The sequence below is a fragment of the Pseudobacillus sp. 179-B 2D1 NHS genome (assembly GCF_045370945.1).
In the GTDB taxonomy this organism is placed as follows: domain Bacteria; phylum Bacillota; class Bacilli; order Bacillales; family Domibacillaceae; genus Pseudobacillus.
This window is the reverse complement of sequence record NZ_JBIQDP010000006.1, coordinates 101,122-117,537: the sequence shown is the minus strand read 5'-3', so window position 1 is coordinate 117,537 and position 16,416 is coordinate 101,122. Positions and strand designations below refer to the sequence as shown.

Below are 16,416 nucleotides of genomic sequence, written 5' to 3'. Positions count from 1 at the left end.
GAGTTGTCATTTGAAGAATGCAAGTTTTTCCTTGCATTCTCTTTTTTTTGCTTTTATACTACTGTTAGTACCTAGTCCTAATATCGGATGGTGTGAAACGATGAGACGTACAAAAAAAGAGAGACAAATTCAGCTTCAGGAAACAATTGCAGATAATCCATTTGTGACGGACGAAGAATTAGCCGAACAATTTCAAGTAAGCGTGCAGACGATTCGATTGGATAGAATGGAACTGGCAATTCCCGAGCTTCGTGAAAGAATTAAGCATGTAGCAGAAAAGAAACTGACTAATGAAGTCCGGTCGCTGCCGATTGAAGAAGTGATTGGTGACATTATTGATATTGAACTGGATAAGAGTGCGATTTCTATTTTTGATGTCAAGAGGGAACACGTATTTGCAAGAAATGGAATTGCCCGTGGCCATCATTTATTTGCGCAAGCGAATTCTCTTGCGGTCGCTGTTATTAATGACGAGCTTGCTTTAACTGCCAAAGCGAATATCCGGTTTAAAAGATCGGTTCATGAAGGAGAACGAGTGGTGGCAAAAGCGAAGGTTATCGATATTAAAGCAGCGAATGAGCGGACGATCGTTGAAGTGAACAGCTATGTCGGACAAGAGCTTGTTTTTCAAGGAGACTTTACTATGTACCGTTCCAATACAACAGCAGAGGATGAAGGACAATGAAAATAGCAATAGATGCAATGGGCGGCGATCATGCCCCAAAAGAAATTATTTTAGGTGCGAATAAAGCTTTAGCAGAAATGCCTGGGTTGGAACTGCTTATTTATGGGGATGAAAAGCTGATCCAGCCATTGTTGGAGACAACTAACCGGGCGAAAGTTATACATACTGATGAAGTGATTCTTGGAACAGATGAGCCGGTGCGTGCGGTTCGCCGCAAGAAAAATGCCTCCATGGTTATGATGGCACAGGCGGTAGCTGACGGAGAGGCAGCTGCCTGTGTATCAGCTGGGAATACAGGTGCTTTAATGGCCGCTGGTTTATTCGTTGTTGGCCGCCTGGATGGAATTCAGCGCCCGGCTCTCGCTCCGACGCTGCCGACTGTTGATGGCAAAGGATTTGTTATGCTTGATCTTGGAGCTAACGTCGATGCTAAACCTGAACATTTGCTTCAATATGCAATTATGGGTTCAATTTATGCGGAAAAAGTAAGAGGAATAGAAAACCCTCGTGTTGGCCTCTTGAATATTGGCACAGAAGAGAAAAAAGGAAATGACTTAACGAAAGAAGCATTTGGGCTGCTCAGCGGACAAAAAAGTATTCATTTTGTCGGCAATGTAGAATCCCGCGATTTATTAAATGGGGTGGCAGACGTCGTAGTGACGGATGGGTTTACTGGCAATATGGTGTTAAAAACAATTGAAGGTACAGCTTTATCAGTCTTTTCAATGCTAAAGTCAGCCTTGACTTCTTCTTTAAAAGCAAAGTTGGGCGCTGGTTTGCTTAAAAATGAACTTTATAGTTTAAAAGATAAAATGGATTACACCGAATATGGAGGAGCAGGGTTATTCGGTTTAAAAGCGCCTGTTATCAAAGCGCATGGCTCATCAAATGCCAATGCCTTTTATAATGCGTTAAAGCAAGCCTATATGATGGCGGAAGCTGATGTCCCTTCCAAGATCGCAGGAGCGGCTGGGATTGTGTCATCAACAGAAAAGTAAGGAGGAATGGAAGATGGGGAAAATTGCATTTGTATTTCCAGGGCAGGGATCACAAGCAGTCGGTATGGGAAAAGCCTTGGCGGAGGAGCATCAGGAAATCCGGGAATTGTTTGAATCAGCAGATCATAAATTAGGCTTTTCATTAAGTGAGCTTATGTTTGACGGACCGGAAGAAAAGCTGACACTAACCATGAACGCCCAGCCGGCGATTTTAACAGCAAGCATGGCGGCACTAAAAATCTTTGAAAAAGAAGGCATTACACCCGACTTTGTGGCCGGTCACAGTTTAGGAGAGTATACAGCGCTTACTGCTGCGAATGCACTGACATTTGAGGATGCTGTCTATGCTGTTCATAAACGAGGACAATTCATGGAGCAAGCTGTACCAGCTGGCGAAGGAACAATGGCTGCCGTTCTCGGAATGGATCGGAGCCTTTTGCAGGAGGTAACGGAAGAGGTAACAGCATCCGGCGAAACCGTAGGCCTGGCTAATTTAAACTGTCCAGGACAAATTGTTATTTCAGGAACGAAAAATGGAGTAGCAAAAGCCGGCGAGTTGGCGAAGGAGAAAGGCGCAAAACGGGTCATTCCGTTAAATGTAAGCGGCCCCTTCCATTCTTCATTAATGAAACCGGCTACGGAGCAGCTTGGGCAAGTGCTCGACGAAGTAGAAATAAAAGACTGTGACACGCCGCTGATTGCCAATGTTGACGCAAAGGCTGTTACGAAGGCCGAAGATATTCGCGCTAAATTACTCCAGCAACTGTACTCTCCAGTTCTTTGGGAAGACAGTGTAGAAACGCTGATTGAGGCGGGAGTCGACACATTTATTGAAATAGGCCCGGGGAAAGTTTTGTCAGGTCTTATTAAGAAAGTAAATCGGAAAGTGACTACGTATGCTGTGCAGGATGGAGCATCTATTCAGGAAGCAGTAAAAGCATTAAAGGAGGCAGCACAATGAAACTAGAAGGAAAAGCCGCTTTAGTAACGGGTGCATCGCGTGGAATCGGGCGTGAGATTGCTCTTGAATTGGCCCGTGCGGGGGCGGATGTTGCTGTTAATTATTCCGGAAGTGAGGCAAAAGCAAACGAGGTTGTTCAGGAAATTCAAGCGCTTGGCCGCAAAGCTTTGGCGGTACAATGCAACGTTGCTGACAATGACTCTGTAGCAGAAATGGTAAAGCAGACGACAGAAGCATTCGGAAAAATTGATATCCTTGTTAATAACGCAGGCATCACCCGTGATAATCTGTTAATGCGCATGAAAGAGCAAGAATGGGATGATGTCATTGATACAAATTTAAAAGGTGTATTTCTTTGCACAAAGGCAGTTACTCGTCCAATGATGAAGCAGCGGAGTGGCCGTATTATTAACATCGCCTCCATTGTTGGGGTGAGTGGAAATCCTGGACAAGCGAACTATGTTGCCGCTAAAGCGGGTGTTATCGGCTTAACGAAGACTACAGCAAAAGAGCTAGCTTCCCGCGGTATTACAGTTAATGCTTTGGCTCCGGGCTTTATTACAACCGATATGACAGACGCCCTGCCAGAAGAAGCAAAAGAAGCTATGCTTAGACAAATACCGCTCGCTCAGTTTGGTGAGCCTGCTGATATTGCAAAAGCGGCTCTTTTCCTTGCATCAGAAGACGCTAAATATATTACCGGCCAAACCATTCACATCGACGGCGGCATGGTGATGTAATAAGAAAAGCGGAAGCGGCCCGATCAGCCCGATAGGAGGTTGGAGGGCCCGACAAGGAGTCGTTCTTCAGACTCCGATAGAGAGACCGAAACCGCCGTACGGGCTGGCCGCTGAAGCTAGATAACAAGAAAAGCAGAAGGCGCTCGTCCTGCGCGATAGCGGATTGGAGCTCTTGACGAGGAGTTGCTTTTTTAAACTCTGACAGAGAGAGCGAAATCTGCGTACGCGCAAGCGCCTGGAGCTAGATAACAAGAAAAGCGGGGCCGACTGTACTGCTCCGATAAGCATAAGCCGAAATGGCGAAGTGGCGTCTTTCAGCCGCATAGCCAGATCGGCTTATGACCTCGAGGGGGAAGAAGGCGAAGCTGGACAAGAAAAGCGGTAAGCGCTCGTTGGACTTCGAGAAAGGGTTGGAGGTCTACGCAAGTTTGTGCCCTGTATGAAGCAGAAAATTTATTTTATCTTTACCAAAAATCGTCTATAATGACTTGAGGGGAGGTGAATGAGTATGGCAGAGGTATTAGAGCGTGTAACAAAAATCATTGTAGATCGTCTTGGAGTAGAAGAATCCCAAGTAAACCTTGAAGCTTCTTTTAAAGAAGATCTTGGAGCAGATTCTTTAGACGTAGTTGAACTAGTAATGGAATTAGAAGATGAGTTCGACATGGAAATCTCTGACGATGATGCAGAAAAAATCGCAACAGTGGGCGACGCTGTGAATTACATAAACAGCAAAAATTAATCGTTCGAAGAATACAAGCTCCGTTCTTGAAACGGAGCTTTCTTCTTTTGCGATTTTTTTCAATTTCGACTACACTGTGTGTGGGTGCAAATTAGTTTAATTACCGGAGGAAATCCAATGAAGAAACCACATAGAGACTTCAAGAGGCCTTTAACTAAAAGAGAACAGCAATTTAATCAGCTGCAAGAAAATTTAGGCATTCATTTTCATGACGAAAATTTACTAAAGCATGCCTTTACCCATTCATCCTATGTGAATGAGCATCGGAAAAAGCCATATGAGGACAATGAACGACTTGAATTTTTAGGGGATGCGGTGTTGGAGTTAACCGTTTCTCACTACCTATTTAAAAAATACCCGCTCATGTCAGAGGGAGATTTAACGAAATTGCGGGCTGCCGTAGTCTGTGAGCCATCACTTGTCACCTTCGCTAACGAGTTGAATTTCGGGAAATATGTTCTTCTTGGAAAAGGCGAAGAAATGACTGGAGGCCGGATGAGGCCGGCTCTTTTGGCAGATGTATTTGAAGCGTTTATGGGCGCTTTGTTTTTAGATCAAGGGATGGATGCTGTCCTCCTTTTCTTGGAAAAAATGATCTTTCCTAGAATTGATTCCGGTGCTTTTTCTCATATGATGGATTATAAGAGCCAATTGCAAGAGCTTGTGCAGCGTCAGACAAAGGGATTACTTGAATATAAAATATTGCAGGAAAAAGGCCCGGCTCATAGTAAAGAGTTTGTTTCTCAAGTTTCATTAAATGGAGAAGTGCTTGGAAGTGGACAAGGAAAATCGAAAAAAGAAGCCGAGCAGCTGGCTGCTCAGATGGCTTTGACAGCTTTGAAACAACATACAGAGTAGAAGGCAGGGGAAAGGAACATGTTCCTGAAGAAACTGGAAATTGCCGGGTTTAAATCATTTGCTGAACGCGTTTCTGTCGAATTTGTTGATGGGGTAACAGCTGTAGTCGGTCCGAATGGTTCGGGGAAGAGCAACATTACGGATGGGATACGCTGGGTACTTGGAGAGCAGTCAGCAAAGAGTTTGCGCGGCGGTAAAATGGAAGATGTCATTTTTGCTGGCAGCGATAGCCGCAAGCCGCTGAATTTTGCCGAAGTAACCCTAACTTTAAACAACGAAGCACAAACACTCCCGATTGAATACAGTGAGGTCAATGTAACAAGAAGGGTCTATCGTTCCGGGGACAGTGAATACTTTATTAATAAAAGGCCGTGCCGTCTCAAAGACATCGTTGATTTATTTATGGATTCGGGTCTTGGTAAGGAGGCTTTTTCTATCATCGGCCAAGGCAAGGTAGAAGAAATATTGAATAGCAAACCAGAGGAGCGCCGGGCAATTTTTGAAGAGGCAGCTGGGGTGTTAAAGTATAAAAACCGGAAAAAGAAAGCGGAGAAAAAACTGGATGAAACACAAGAAAATCTTCTGCGTGTTCAAGACATTCTCCATGAATTAGAAGGGCAAATAGAGCCTTTGCGCATGCAGGCATCGATTGCGAGAGATTATCTTGACAAGAAAGAAGAAATGACCAGCTATGATATTGCGGTGATTGTTTATGAAATTGGCGAACTGCATACTCAATGGGAACAGTTAAAAGCAAGCCATGCTGAGCATGCACAAGAAGAAACTGCGCTTTTTTCGAACCTTCAACAGAAAGAGGCAAAAGCAGAAGAACTGCGAACGCAAATTACAGCCCTTGATGAGTCAGTGAATGATTTACAGGCGGTGCTTTTAGCTGCCAGCGAGGAACTGGAAAAGCTGGAAGGCCGTAAACAAGTGTTGCAGGAACGAAAAAAGAATGCGATCCAAAATGAGGGACAGCTGGCTGACAACTTAGCGGAAATCAAAGAAAAGATCCAACAGCTTTCTGTGCAGGCAGAGGATTTAAGGAGAAAGACGGAAGCAGATAAAAAAGAAGAAGTTGAATTAAAGCAGCTGCTAGCAGTTAAGCAAGAAGAAATGAAGCAGCTTTCCAAAAACTTAGAAGAGGAAATTGAGTCGTTAAAAGCCGATTATATTGAGAGTCTAAACGTGCAGGCCTCTGCTAAAAATGAACGCCAGCACGTAAAACAGCAGATCGAACAATTGGTGCACAGAAAAGAGCGGCTCGATGCTGAAAATAAAAAATATCTTGCCGAAAGACAGGAGATAGAGGCTAGAAAATCTGCTATTGATGAAGCACTTGCTTCTGAGCAGGAGCGTGCAGCTATCCATGTAGACGCTTTGCATCGAGAGCAACAGCTTCTTGAAACAATGAAATCGAAATATGAAAAGCAGGAATCTAGTCTTTATCAAGCTTATCAAATTCTTCAGGATGCCAAATCGCGCAAAGAGATGCTTGAATCCTTGGAAGAGGACTATTCTGGCTTTTTTCAAGGCGTGAAGGAAATATTAAAAGCGAGAGACCGACAACTTTCAGGGATTGAAGGAGCGGTTGCTGAAATTATTGATGTGCCTAAAAAATATGAAACGGCCATGGAAGTGGCTCTTGGCAGCAGCATGCAGCATATTATTACGGCTGACGAGCGGGCTGCCCGTGAAGCCATTGGTTATTTAAAGAAGCATCGATTTGGGCGGGCTACCTTTTTGCCGTTAACTTCGATAAAGGAAAAAATATTCCCAGCCACCCTTTCTGCTCAGCTGGAAAATGACGATCGTTTCATCGGCATAGCGTCCAACCTTATCAGCTTTCCAGAAGCATACAGCCCAGCTATAACCAATCTCCTTGGTCATACAGTAGTTGCTGCTCATTTAGAAGGAGCCAATGAGCTGGCTAAGCTCATGAATTATCGTTACCGGATTGTAACGCTTGATGGAGATATTGTGAACCCCGGCGGTTCCATGACTGGAGGCGCTTTGAAGCAAAAAGGAAACTCATTGATTAGCCGAAAAAACGAGCTCGAGTCCTTGAAAGTGAGACTTGCTTCAATGGAAGAAAAGACGATAGCTGCTGAACGTGAAGTGAAAAAATTAAAAGAGAGTATACTCTCCAAAGAAGCTCTCCTTAAAGAGATGAGAGAGCAGACAGAACTAATAAGAGCCAACGAGCAGGAGCGGAAAAACGAACAGCTTGAATGGCAATTTGCCTACCAAACCATTAACAGTCGCTTATCTATCTATGATTCAGAAAAGCAAGAGTTCGAAACGGAGCATCAAAGGCTTCAAGCGCTTTTAGAAAATGCGGAAAAACAATTAGCCATCAGTCAGCAGGAAATTGAGGAGCTCGATGTAAAAATCAAGAAGTTAACAGAACAAAAGGCTCATGAAAGCACGCTGAAGGAAACAATCATGCAAACAATAAGCGAGCTTAATTCCAAGCTTGCCGTCAAGCAAGAGCAGTTGACATCAAGAAAAGAACGCCTTGAACAAGTGCTTGCTGAGTTGGCTGCTTCTGAACAAAAACATAAACAGTGGCATGAAGATATGAACTGGCTAAAAACAGAAATGTCAGCAAGCGGGCAGGGAGAAGAAGAATTGGACGAGGCTGCCCGGAAAAAGCGGCAGGATAAAGAAGAAATAAGCAAGCTTATTACTATGCGTAGAAATGAACGTATGGATAAGCTAGGCCGGCTGGAGGGCGAGGAAAGGGAGCTTAAAGAAGCGAGAAGGCTTCATAAAGCAATGAGCGAAGCTGTCCAGGATGAAGAAGTGAAAATCAATCGCCTGGATGTGGAGCTTGATAACCGCCTGGAACAGTTAAATAAAGAATATGCCCTGACATATGAAGCGGCAAAAGAGAAGTACCCACTGCCTTTTCCGATCGAAGAGGTGCGTAAAAAACTTCATTTGATCAAGCTGTCTATCAAGGAATTAGGCAGCGTAAATCTAGGAGCTATCGAAGAATATGAGCGGGTATCTGAACGGTACACCTTCCTTGAAGAGCAGCGAGCTGATTTACAAGAGGCCAAAGATACACTATCTCAAGTTATACAGGAAATGGATGAAGAGATGACGAAGCGATTTAAGGAAACCTTCCAATCGGTGAGCACACAATTCCTTCCGGTTTTTCAGTCGTTATTTGGCGGTGGGAGAGCTGAATTGAGATTAACAGATCCGGACCATTTGCTTAGCACGGGGGTCGATATCGTTGCGCAGCCGCCTGGGAAAAAACTGCAGAGCCTCAGTCTTTTATCGGGAGGGGAACGAGCACTTACGGCTATTGCCCTTCTATTTGCCATTCTAAAAGTACGTCCTGTTCCTTTCTGTGTACTTGATGAAGTAGAGGCAGCTCTAGATGAAGCGAATGTTTTTCGATTTAGTCGGTACTTAAAGCAATTTAGCCAAGATACACAGTTTATCGTTATTACTCATAGAAAGGGAACAATGGAAGAAGCGGATGCTTTGTATGGCATCACTATGCAGGAGTCAGGGGTATCTCGATTGGTTTCTGTGACAATGGATAAAAAAGCAGAAACCCCTGTTTAATTCGTGTATTATTTATGAGCCGAATAGAGTGGAGGCTGTTCCTTCATCCTATTTGGCTTATCAAATATCAGTTTAGGATATTAAATATAGGAGGAAAGCGGATGAGCTTTTTTAAGAAATTAAAAGAAAAATTGACAACTTCCACAGACCAGGCAACAGAAAAATTTAAAACGGGCCTGACGAAAACACGTGATAACTTTTCCAGCAAAGTAAACGACCTCGTGGCGCGTTATCGCAAAATTGATGAGGATTTCTTCGAAGAGTTGGAAGAGATTCTGATCGGTGCCGATGTGGGATTTGATACAGTTATGGAATTAATTGATCAATTGAAACATGAAGTAAAACGGCGCAATACGAAAGATCCGGCAGAAGTACGTGATATTATCACAGAAAAACTCGTCGATATTTACCAGAACGGTGAAGAAGCACCAAATGCATTGAATATACAGGAAAACGACCTTACAGTCATTCTCTTTGTTGGCGTCAACGGAGTAGGGAAAACAACAACAATCGGTAAGATGGCTCATAAGTTTAAATCAGAAGGCAAAAACGTGTTGCTAGCCGCTGGAGACACTTTCCGTGCCGGAGCGATTGAGCAGCTTGAGGTCTGGGGAGAACGAACAGGCGTGGAAGTAATTAAGCAGGGGGAAGGCTCTGATCCGGCTGCGGTGATGTATGATGCTGTTCGGGCGGCTAAATCACGGAAAGCGGATATTTTGTTGTGTGACACAGCAGGACGACTGCAAAATAAAGTGAATTTAATGAAGGAATTGGAAAAAGTAAAGCGAGTCATTGAACGAGAAGTTCCCGGAGCCCCTCATGAAGTATTGATTGTCTTGGATGCGACCACGGGACAAAATGCCATGGTTCAGGCAAAAACCTTTAAAGAAGCAACAGACGTAAGCGGAATCGTTCTTACAAAGCTTGATGGAACAGCTAAAGGGGGCATCGTGCTCGCTATCCGCAAAGAACTCGAAATTCCGGTTAAATTTGTCGGTTTAGGTGAAAAGATGGATGATCTCCAGCAATTTGATGCGGAAAAATACGTGTACGGCTTGTTTTCTACTGCCTTCGAAGAAAAAGAGGAAGACACAGAAGAAGAGGAAGAATGATTTAATCTTCCGGCAGGGCGGAGTTTATCTTACTGTTAGAGAATAGCACTTACTTTACTGACTTGCCGAATGTGTCACTTTCTTGGCCGGTTGTCTGTATTAACTGGCCATATACTTAAATAGAAGCAGCGTCTTGCGCTTTTCTATTGGCCAGTCCGTACGGTAGAGTTTCGACCTCTCTGTCGAAGGAGTCTAAGCAACAACTCCTCGTCAGGATCTCCAGCTTCCTACCGGGCTAATCAGGCTACTTTTGCTTTTCTTAGACGTAAAGATATTTTCTTGACATTGCTATTTAAAATGAGTAGACTATTTTTATGTAAAGGTTTTTAACTTAACAAGGGGGGCTGTCCATGCTTGAAAAGACAACAAGAATGAATTTCTTGTATGATTTCTATCATTCTTTGTTAACAGATAAGCAGCGCAGTTATATGTCCCTTTATTACCTAGATGATTTCTCTCTTGGTGAAATCGCGGAAGAGTATGAAGTGAGCCGCCAGGCGGTTTACGATAATATTAAACGCACGGAAGCAATGCTCGAAGAGTATGAGAGCAAACTACTGCTATTTAAAAAATTTCAAGAGCGCAGCCGCTTGCTGAAACAGTTAAAATCACTTGTTTCGGCTGACGGACAGTCTATTATTGAATCGCTCGAGAAATTAGATTAGGAGGCGGCAACATGGCATTTGAAGGATTAGCCGACCGACTGCAAAGCACAATGCAAAAAATCCGCGGCAAAGGGAAAGTGACAGAGGCGGATGTCAAGGAAATGATGAGAGAAGTGCGTCTTGCCCTTCTTGAAGCGGATGTTAACTTCAAAGTCGTCAAAAGCTTTGTTAAAAAAGTTAGCGAACGCTCTGTCGGCCAGGAAGTAATGAAAAGCTTAACGCCTGGTCAGCAGGTCATTAAAGTGGTTAAAGAAGAACTAACCAACCTGATGGGCGGCGAACAAAGCCAAATTGCGGTAGCAAAGCGGCCACCAACAGTAATCATGATGGTTGGTCTTCAAGGGGCCGGTAAAACAACGACTACTGGCAAGCTGGCTAATTTGTTGCGGAAGCGTTATAACCGCAAGCCGCTGCTTGTAGCGGCGGATATTTACCGTCCGGCAGCTATTAAGCAGTTGGAAACACTCGGCAAACAACTAAATATGCCCGTTTTTTCTTTAGGAGACCAGGTGAGCCCGGTGGAAATTGCCAAGCAGGCGATTGAAAAAGCAAAAGCAGATCATCATGATTATGTCTTGATTGATACGGCTGGCCGTCTACACGTAGATGAAGACTTAATGGGTGAGCTAAAAGATATCAAAGAATTGACTAATCCTGACGAAATCTTCCTTGTAGTAGATGCAATGACTGGTCAAGACGCGGTGAATGTTGCAGAAAGCTTCAATGAACAGCTTGGTGTGACGGGCGTTATTTTAACGAAGCTTGATGGTGATACGCGCGGAGGGGCAGCTTTATCTATTCGTGCGGTAACTGAAAAGCCGATTAAGTTTGCTGGTATGGGTGAAAAACTCGATGCTCTTGAACCTTTTCATCCGGAGCGAATGGCTTCCCGGATTTTGGGCATGGGCGATGTATTGACGCTGATTGAAAAGGCGCAAACGAACGTGGATGAAGAAAAAGCAAAAGAGCTTGAGCAGAAAATGCGGACAATGTCCTTTACATTTGATGACTTTCTCGAACAGCTTGGCCAAGTCCGTTCCATGGGTCCATTGGATGAGATTATCAAAATGCTTCCCGGAGCTAATAAAATTAAAGGTTTAAGCAATGTTCAGGTGGATGAAAAGCAAATTTCTCACGTTGAAGCTATTATTCAGTCGATGACGAATGAGGAAAAGCAGCATCCAGAAATTATTAGCTCAGGCCGAAAAAAGCGTATTGCCAAAGGAAGCGGAACCTCTATTCAAGAGGTCAATCGTCTTCTTAAGCAATTTGAAGAGATGAAAAAGATGATGAAGCAAATGTCTGGCATGCAGCAAAAGGGCAAGAAAAAAGGAATGCCGTTTAAGTTTCCATTTATGTAAGGGAAGCGAAAGCGGCCCGATTAGCCCGATAAGAGGTTGGAGGGCTCGGCGAGGAGTCTCTGACAGAGAGGCTGAAACCGGCGTACGAGCTGGCTGCTGCAGCTAGACAAAGAAAAGCAAAATTCGCTTTTTTATAGCAACAAAATAAAATGTAAAGAAAAAAACCTTTACAAACAACCTTATTATTTGTTATTATTCTATCTTGTGTAAAACTATTCGGAGGTGCTTTAAAAATGGCAGTAAAAATTCGTTTAAAACGCATGGGTTCTAAAAGAGCTCCATTCTATCGTATTGTAGTAGCAGATTCTCGTTCTCCACGTGACGGACGCCAAATCGAAACAGTTGGAACATACAATCCAATTTCTCAACCAGCGGAAGTAAAAATCGATGAAGAGCTTGCACTAAAATGGCTTCAAAATGGTGCGAAACCATCTGATACAGTACGTAATCTTTTCTCTAAGCAAGGCATTATGGAAAAATTCCACAACGCTAAAATCAGCAAATAAGAGAAATGAAAGAGTTAATCTTAGCAATTGTTAAACCACTTGTCGACCATCCCGATCAAGTCTATGTGAAAGAGAAAGCAGAAGAAAGCAAGGTTACTTACCGCCTTTCTCTTCATCCGGAGGATATTGGGAAAGTCATCGGGAAGCACGGCCGCATTGCTAAGGCGGTTCGAACCATTGTAATGGCAGCGGCAAACGTTGCTCATCAGAAAAAAGTGTATGTAGAAATAGCCGAATAGGGAGGGATAACCTCCCTTTTTTCATATAAATTTTTAATAAGTAAAGCGGAAGCGGCCTGATCAGCCCGATAGGTGGTTGGAGGGTTCGATAAGGAGTCGTTCTTTGACCTCGACAGAGAGCGAAATTAGCGTACGTGCTAGCCGCTGGAGCTAGACAAAGAGGGAATGACGGCTAAAGGCGTGACATCGTGTCGCAGCGCCCTCACTAGCACATCATGTGCGTCGAAGCGGAAGCATATCTGGCATAGAAAGGAAGGCGGAGGCATGCAAGTTTTGCGGACAGTAATTGTTAAGCAAGTATTAACAGAGACGCTGAAACAATCGTTGCTTTCATCTTATCAGGATAAAAAAAGCCAGCTTGAAAAAGAATATGAGCAATTACGCTTTGAGTTAAAAAAAACTGAACGACAGCAAAAAGGTGTCGGCCAGCAATCGACAGCCTTTTTTCAGAAGGAGATGAAGCAGCGTCAGCAAAAAATTGAAAATATTAATTTTCAACAAAGCCAGCTGGAGCTGCTTCCTCTTGGCAGTGAGTTGAAAGAAAAAGAAATGCAGACACTAGTCGATGTAAAAATTGGAGATCGATGGGAAGAAACAGAAAAGACAATTGTCATTAAAGATGGCATTGTCGTCGAGATTCGTTAGAGGTGAGCCAACAATGGAGAAATGGTTTAACGTGGGAAAAATTGTGAATACACATGGAATTCGTGGCGAAGTAAGAGTGATTTCGAGAACGGATTTCCCTGATGAGCGATATAAAGTAGGAAACACACTTTATTTGTTCATGCCCGGTGAAACGGAAGGAAAACCTTTAATCGTCTCATCGCATCGTAAACACAAATCATTTGATTTACTCACATTTGAAGATGTGGATGGATTAAATGCCGTAGAGCCGTTCAAAGGCGGGCTTTTAAAAATAAAAGAGTCGCAGCAGGGTGAGTTAAACGAAGGAGAATACTACTTCCACGAAATCATCGGTTGTCTAGTTAAAACAGTCGATGAGGAGGAAGTTGGTAAAGTAACCGAAATTTTAACGCCGGGAGCTAATGATGTGTGGGTAGTTAAGGGGAAAAATGGCAAAGATTTTTACATTCCGTATATTGAGCAAATTGTAAAAAAGGTAGATGTGAAAGAGAAGCTCATCTTTATTGAACCGATGGAAGGGTTATTGTCATGATGAAAATTGATATTCTTTCTCTTTTTCCTGAAATGTTCGAAGGAGTTCTCCGCTCTTCCATATTGAAGAAAGCGTCTGAAAAAGGAAAAGTTGAGTACAATGTGATTAATTTCCGGGAATTCGCCGAGGGAAAGCATAAAACGGTTGATGATTATCCATATGGTGGCGGAGCGGGAATGGTGTTGAAGCCGCAACCGGTTTTTGATGCGGTCGAGCAGGCAAAGGCATCCTCTCCCTCTTCTCGTCCACGGGTGATTTTAATGTGTCCCCAAGGAGAGCGCTACTCACAGCAAAAGGCCGAAGAATTGGCTGCAGAGCAGCATCTTATTTTTATTTGTGGCCATTATGAAGGCTATGATGAGCGGATTCGTGAGCAGCTTGTAACAGACGAAATCTCGATTGGTGACTTTGTCTTAACAGGCGGTGAGCTAGCAGCTATGGTTATTACAGATAGTGTGGTCCGTCTCTTGCCGGATGTGCTTGGCAATGAGGAATCTCCTATACTCGATTCATTTTCCTCCGGGCTTCTTGAACATCCTCACTATACGAGGCCAGCTGAATTTCGGGGCTTGAAAGTGCCAGACGTTCTTCTTTCAGGGAACCACCGATTAATAGAGGAATGGAGAGAGAAAGAGTCCTTAAGACGGACATGGGAAAGGCGCCGGGACTTACTAGCGAATTATCCTTTATCAGAACAGCAGAAAATATGGTTAACAGAGTGGGAAAAAGAAAGAGATTCTTGATTTGTTATTTTAAATGTGATAAAATTTTTTCGTGGTTTGTGACAACAGTCCAAGCCCATTATAACGGTGTTCCGCTGCGACTCAATAAAAGTTGTATTGAGCATCGGTTAGAAGGAGAGGAATAATATGCACAAATTGATTGAAGAACTTACTAAGGAACAACTTCGCACAGATCTTCCGGCTTTCCGTCCTGGAGATACAGTACGCGTACACGTAAAGGTCGTTGAGGGCACACGTGAACGTATCCAGGTTTTTGAAGGGGTTGTAATCAAACGTCGCGGTGGCGGAGTAAGCGAAACATTTACTGTTCGCAAAATCTCTTATGGCGTAGGCGTTGAACGTACGTTCCCGCTTCATACACCGAAGATCGAAAAAATCGAAGTAACTCGCCGTGGTAAAGTTCGTCGTGCTAAATTGTACTACTTGCGTAACCTTCGCGGTAAAGCAGCTCGTATTAAAGAAATTCGATAATAATAGGCATTTTTGTGAGAGGAGCTTGGAAACAAGCTCCTTTTTCAAATGAAAGAGTCCTTTCTTTTCTCAATAACGCCCAAGATGATATGATGATTACATAATAAATTAGGTGGTGACGAATTTGGCAAAGGAAAAAAACGAATTCTGGGAGTGGACGAAAGCTTTTTTAATCGCAATCGGGTTGGCAGCAATTATTCGATATTTTATCATTGCCCCTATCGTTGTAGACGGAGAGTCAATGATGCCGACGCTGAATGACGGCGACTGGATGATCGTCAATAAAATGGGGGAACCTCAACGTTTCGATATTGTAGTGTTTCATGCACCGGAGCACAAAGATTATATTAAACGTGTGATCGGACTTCCGGGTGATACGGTTGAGTATAAGAATGATAAATTATATATTAACGGAAAATATTATAAAGAGCCTTACCTGGACAAGTATAAGGCGCAGGAACCTGGTCCGCTTACGCCTGACTTTACTCTAAAAGATATCACGGGAAAAGAAACAGTCCCTAAGGGTGAAATCTTCGTGCTCGGAGACAATCGGTTATACAGCAAGGACAGCCGCCACATCGGGACAATTAAAATTGATGAAGTGGTAGGCGATACGAGCCTTGTTTTCTGGCCATTAAACAAAATGCGCATAGTAGACTAAACAGGATCATTTTAATAGAACGGAGGTGAAGCCATGACAATTCAATGGTTTCCCGGCCATATGGCTAAAGCGAGAAGGGAAGTAACAGAGAAACTGAAATTAGTGGACATCATCTTTGAATTGGTTGATGCTCGCCTGCCAATTTCTTCACGTAACCCGATGATTGATGAAATCATCCAGCAAAAGCCGAGATTAGTGCTTTTAAACAAAGCCGACATGGCGGATCCAGCGGTTACTAATCGCTGGCTTGCTTACTTTAAACAGGAGGGGATTCCCGCATTAGCGATTAACTCTCATGCAGGGAACGGCTTGGCGGCTATTAATAAAGCGGCCAAGGAGATCCTAAAGGAAAAATTCGACCGAATGAAATCCAGAGGGATAAAGCCTAGGGCTATCCGGGCTATGATCGTCGGTATCCCGAACGTAGGGAAGTCTACATTAATCAACCGGCTGGCTAAAAAGAACATTGCTAAGACTGGTAACATGCCTGGTGTCACAAAAGCCCAGCAGTGGATCAAGGCAGGGAAAGAAATGGAGCTTCTGGATACCCCTGGCATTCTTTGGCCAAAATTTGAGGATGAAGAAACCGGCTTTAAGCTGGCTTTGACCGGAGCGATTAAAGACACCATCCTTAATTTGCAGGATGTGGCAATTTTTGCTCTCCGCTTTTTGGAAGATCATTATCCAGACCGTCTTAAAGAGCGCTATCAGCTCGAGGACATTCCGGAGGACGTAGTGGACCTTTTCAATAATATCGGCACGCTGCGCGGCTGTTACGCAGCACGCAACGAAATCGATTATGATAAAACAACGGAAGTTATTATCCGTGATATCCGTGGAGAAAAGCTTGGAAAGCTAACGTTTGACTTTCCGGAAGCACAAATGAAATAACAAAAAGCAAAGGCCCTTTCTTAG

Annotated in this window: 18 protein-coding genes; all 18 read left to right on the top strand. The window is 43.6% G+C overall.

Annotation, left to right across the window (positions count from 1 at the left end; translation table 11 throughout):
• Nucleotides 1–100 precede the first annotated feature (100 nt).
• The 18 genes from fapR (at nucleotide 101) to ylqF (ending at nucleotide 16,392) form a co-directional block, all read left to right on the top strand.
• Nucleotides 101–685 (top strand): transcription factor FapR, encoded by a 585-nt coding sequence (fapR, locus tag ACH0BF_RS08285; protein WP_340854722.1) that lies wholly within the window; start codon nucleotides 101–103, stop codon nucleotides 683–685.
• Nucleotides 682–1,683 carry a phosphate acyltransferase PlsX gene (plsX, locus tag ACH0BF_RS08280; protein ID WP_120037169.1) on the top strand — a complete coding sequence of 334 codons (1,002 nt, stop codon included), beginning with the start codon at nucleotides 682–684 and terminating at the stop codon, nucleotides 1,681–1,683. The genes fapR and plsX overlap by 4 nt, the downstream gene beginning before the upstream one ends.
• A gap of 13 nt (nucleotides 1,684–1,696) precedes the next feature.
• Nucleotides 1,697–2,644 carry an ACP S-malonyltransferase gene (fabD, locus tag ACH0BF_RS08275; RefSeq protein WP_406909264.1) on the top strand — a complete coding sequence of 316 codons (948 nt, stop codon included), beginning with the start codon at nucleotides 1,697–1,699 and terminating at the stop codon, nucleotides 2,642–2,644.
• Complete coding sequence (fabG, locus tag ACH0BF_RS08270) at nucleotides 2,641–3,384, top strand: 3-oxoacyl-[acyl-carrier-protein] reductase (RefSeq protein WP_340854720.1); 744 nt, start codon at nucleotides 2,641–2,643, stop codon at nucleotides 3,382–3,384. Before fabD ends, fabG begins: the two co-directional genes overlap by 4 nt.
• Nucleotides 3,385–3,892: 508 nt before the next feature.
• Nucleotides 3,893–4,126, top strand: a complete 234-nt coding sequence (gene acpP, locus ACH0BF_RS08265; RefSeq protein ID WP_120037177.1) for an acyl carrier protein — start codon at nucleotides 3,893–3,895, stop codon at nucleotides 4,124–4,126.
• 117 nt (nucleotides 4,127–4,243) lie between these two features.
• The gene (gene rnc / locus ACH0BF_RS08260) at nucleotides 4,244–4,984 is read left to right on the top strand and encodes a ribonuclease III (RefSeq protein WP_120037179.1); all 741 of its coding nucleotides are present in this window, start codon (nucleotides 4,244–4,246) and stop codon (nucleotides 4,982–4,984) included.
• An 18-nt stretch (nucleotides 4,985–5,002) separates the two neighbouring features.
• Complete coding sequence (smc, locus tag ACH0BF_RS08255; protein WP_340854716.1) at nucleotides 5,003–8,566, top strand: chromosome segregation protein SMC; 3,564 nt, start codon at nucleotides 5,003–5,005, stop codon at nucleotides 8,564–8,566.
• Between the two features lie 101 nt (nucleotides 8,567–8,667).
• On the top strand, nucleotides 8,668–9,678 hold the full coding sequence (ftsY, locus tag ACH0BF_RS08250; RefSeq protein ID WP_120037183.1) for a signal recognition particle-docking protein FtsY: 1,011 nt from the start codon (nucleotides 8,668–8,670) through the stop codon (nucleotides 9,676–9,678).
• Between the two features lie 350 nt (nucleotides 9,679–10,028).
• Entirely contained in the window at nucleotides 10,029–10,343 is a 315-nt protein-coding gene (locus ACH0BF_RS08245; RefSeq protein ID WP_120037185.1) for a putative DNA-binding protein, read from the top strand.
• 11 nt (nucleotides 10,344–10,354) lie between these two features.
• Nucleotides 10,355–11,704, top strand: coding sequence for a signal recognition particle protein (gene ffh / locus ACH0BF_RS08240; protein WP_120037187.1), 1,350 nt, complete (start codon nucleotides 10,355–10,357; stop codon nucleotides 11,702–11,704).
• A 233-nt stretch (nucleotides 11,705–11,937) separates the two neighbouring features.
• Nucleotides 11,938–12,210, top strand: coding sequence for a 30S ribosomal protein S16 (gene rpsP, locus ACH0BF_RS08235; protein WP_120037188.1), 273 nt, complete (start codon nucleotides 11,938–11,940; stop codon nucleotides 12,208–12,210).
• A 5-nt stretch (nucleotides 12,211–12,215) separates the two neighbouring features.
• The gene (locus tag ACH0BF_RS08230) at nucleotides 12,216–12,449 is read left to right on the top strand and encodes a KH domain-containing protein (RefSeq protein WP_406909261.1); all 234 of its coding nucleotides are present in this window, start codon (nucleotides 12,216–12,218) and stop codon (nucleotides 12,447–12,449) included.
• A 264-nt stretch (nucleotides 12,450–12,713) separates the two neighbouring features.
• Nucleotides 12,714–13,094, top strand: coding sequence for a YlqD family protein (locus tag ACH0BF_RS08225; RefSeq protein WP_340854710.1), 381 nt, complete (start codon nucleotides 12,714–12,716; stop codon nucleotides 13,092–13,094).
• A 13-nt stretch (nucleotides 13,095–13,107) separates the two neighbouring features.
• A complete protein-coding gene (gene rimM / locus ACH0BF_RS08220; protein ID WP_340854709.1) occupies nucleotides 13,108–13,626 on the top strand; it encodes a ribosome maturation factor RimM in 519 nt (172 codons plus the stop codon).
• The gene (trmD, locus tag ACH0BF_RS08215) at nucleotides 13,626–14,369 is read left to right on the top strand and encodes a tRNA (guanosine(37)-N1)-methyltransferase TrmD (RefSeq protein ID WP_340856443.1); all 744 of its coding nucleotides are present in this window, start codon (nucleotides 13,626–13,628) and stop codon (nucleotides 14,367–14,369) included. The genes rimM and trmD overlap by 1 nt, the downstream gene beginning before the upstream one ends.
• A gap of 126 nt (nucleotides 14,370–14,495) precedes the next feature.
• On the top strand, nucleotides 14,496–14,840 hold the full coding sequence (gene rplS / locus ACH0BF_RS08210; protein ID WP_340854708.1) for a 50S ribosomal protein L19: 345 nt from the start codon (nucleotides 14,496–14,498) through the stop codon (nucleotides 14,838–14,840).
• Nucleotides 14,841–14,964: 124 nt separating this feature from the next.
• Entirely contained in the window at nucleotides 14,965–15,501 is a 537-nt protein-coding gene (gene lepB / locus ACH0BF_RS08205; RefSeq protein WP_340854707.1) for a signal peptidase I, read from the top strand.
• 33 nt (nucleotides 15,502–15,534) lie between these two features.
• Nucleotides 15,535–16,392, top strand: a complete 858-nt coding sequence (ylqF, locus tag ACH0BF_RS08200) for a ribosome biogenesis GTPase YlqF (protein WP_120037200.1) — start codon at nucleotides 15,535–15,537, stop codon at nucleotides 16,390–16,392.
• The last annotated feature ends 24 nt before the right edge of the window (nucleotides 16,393–16,416 follow it).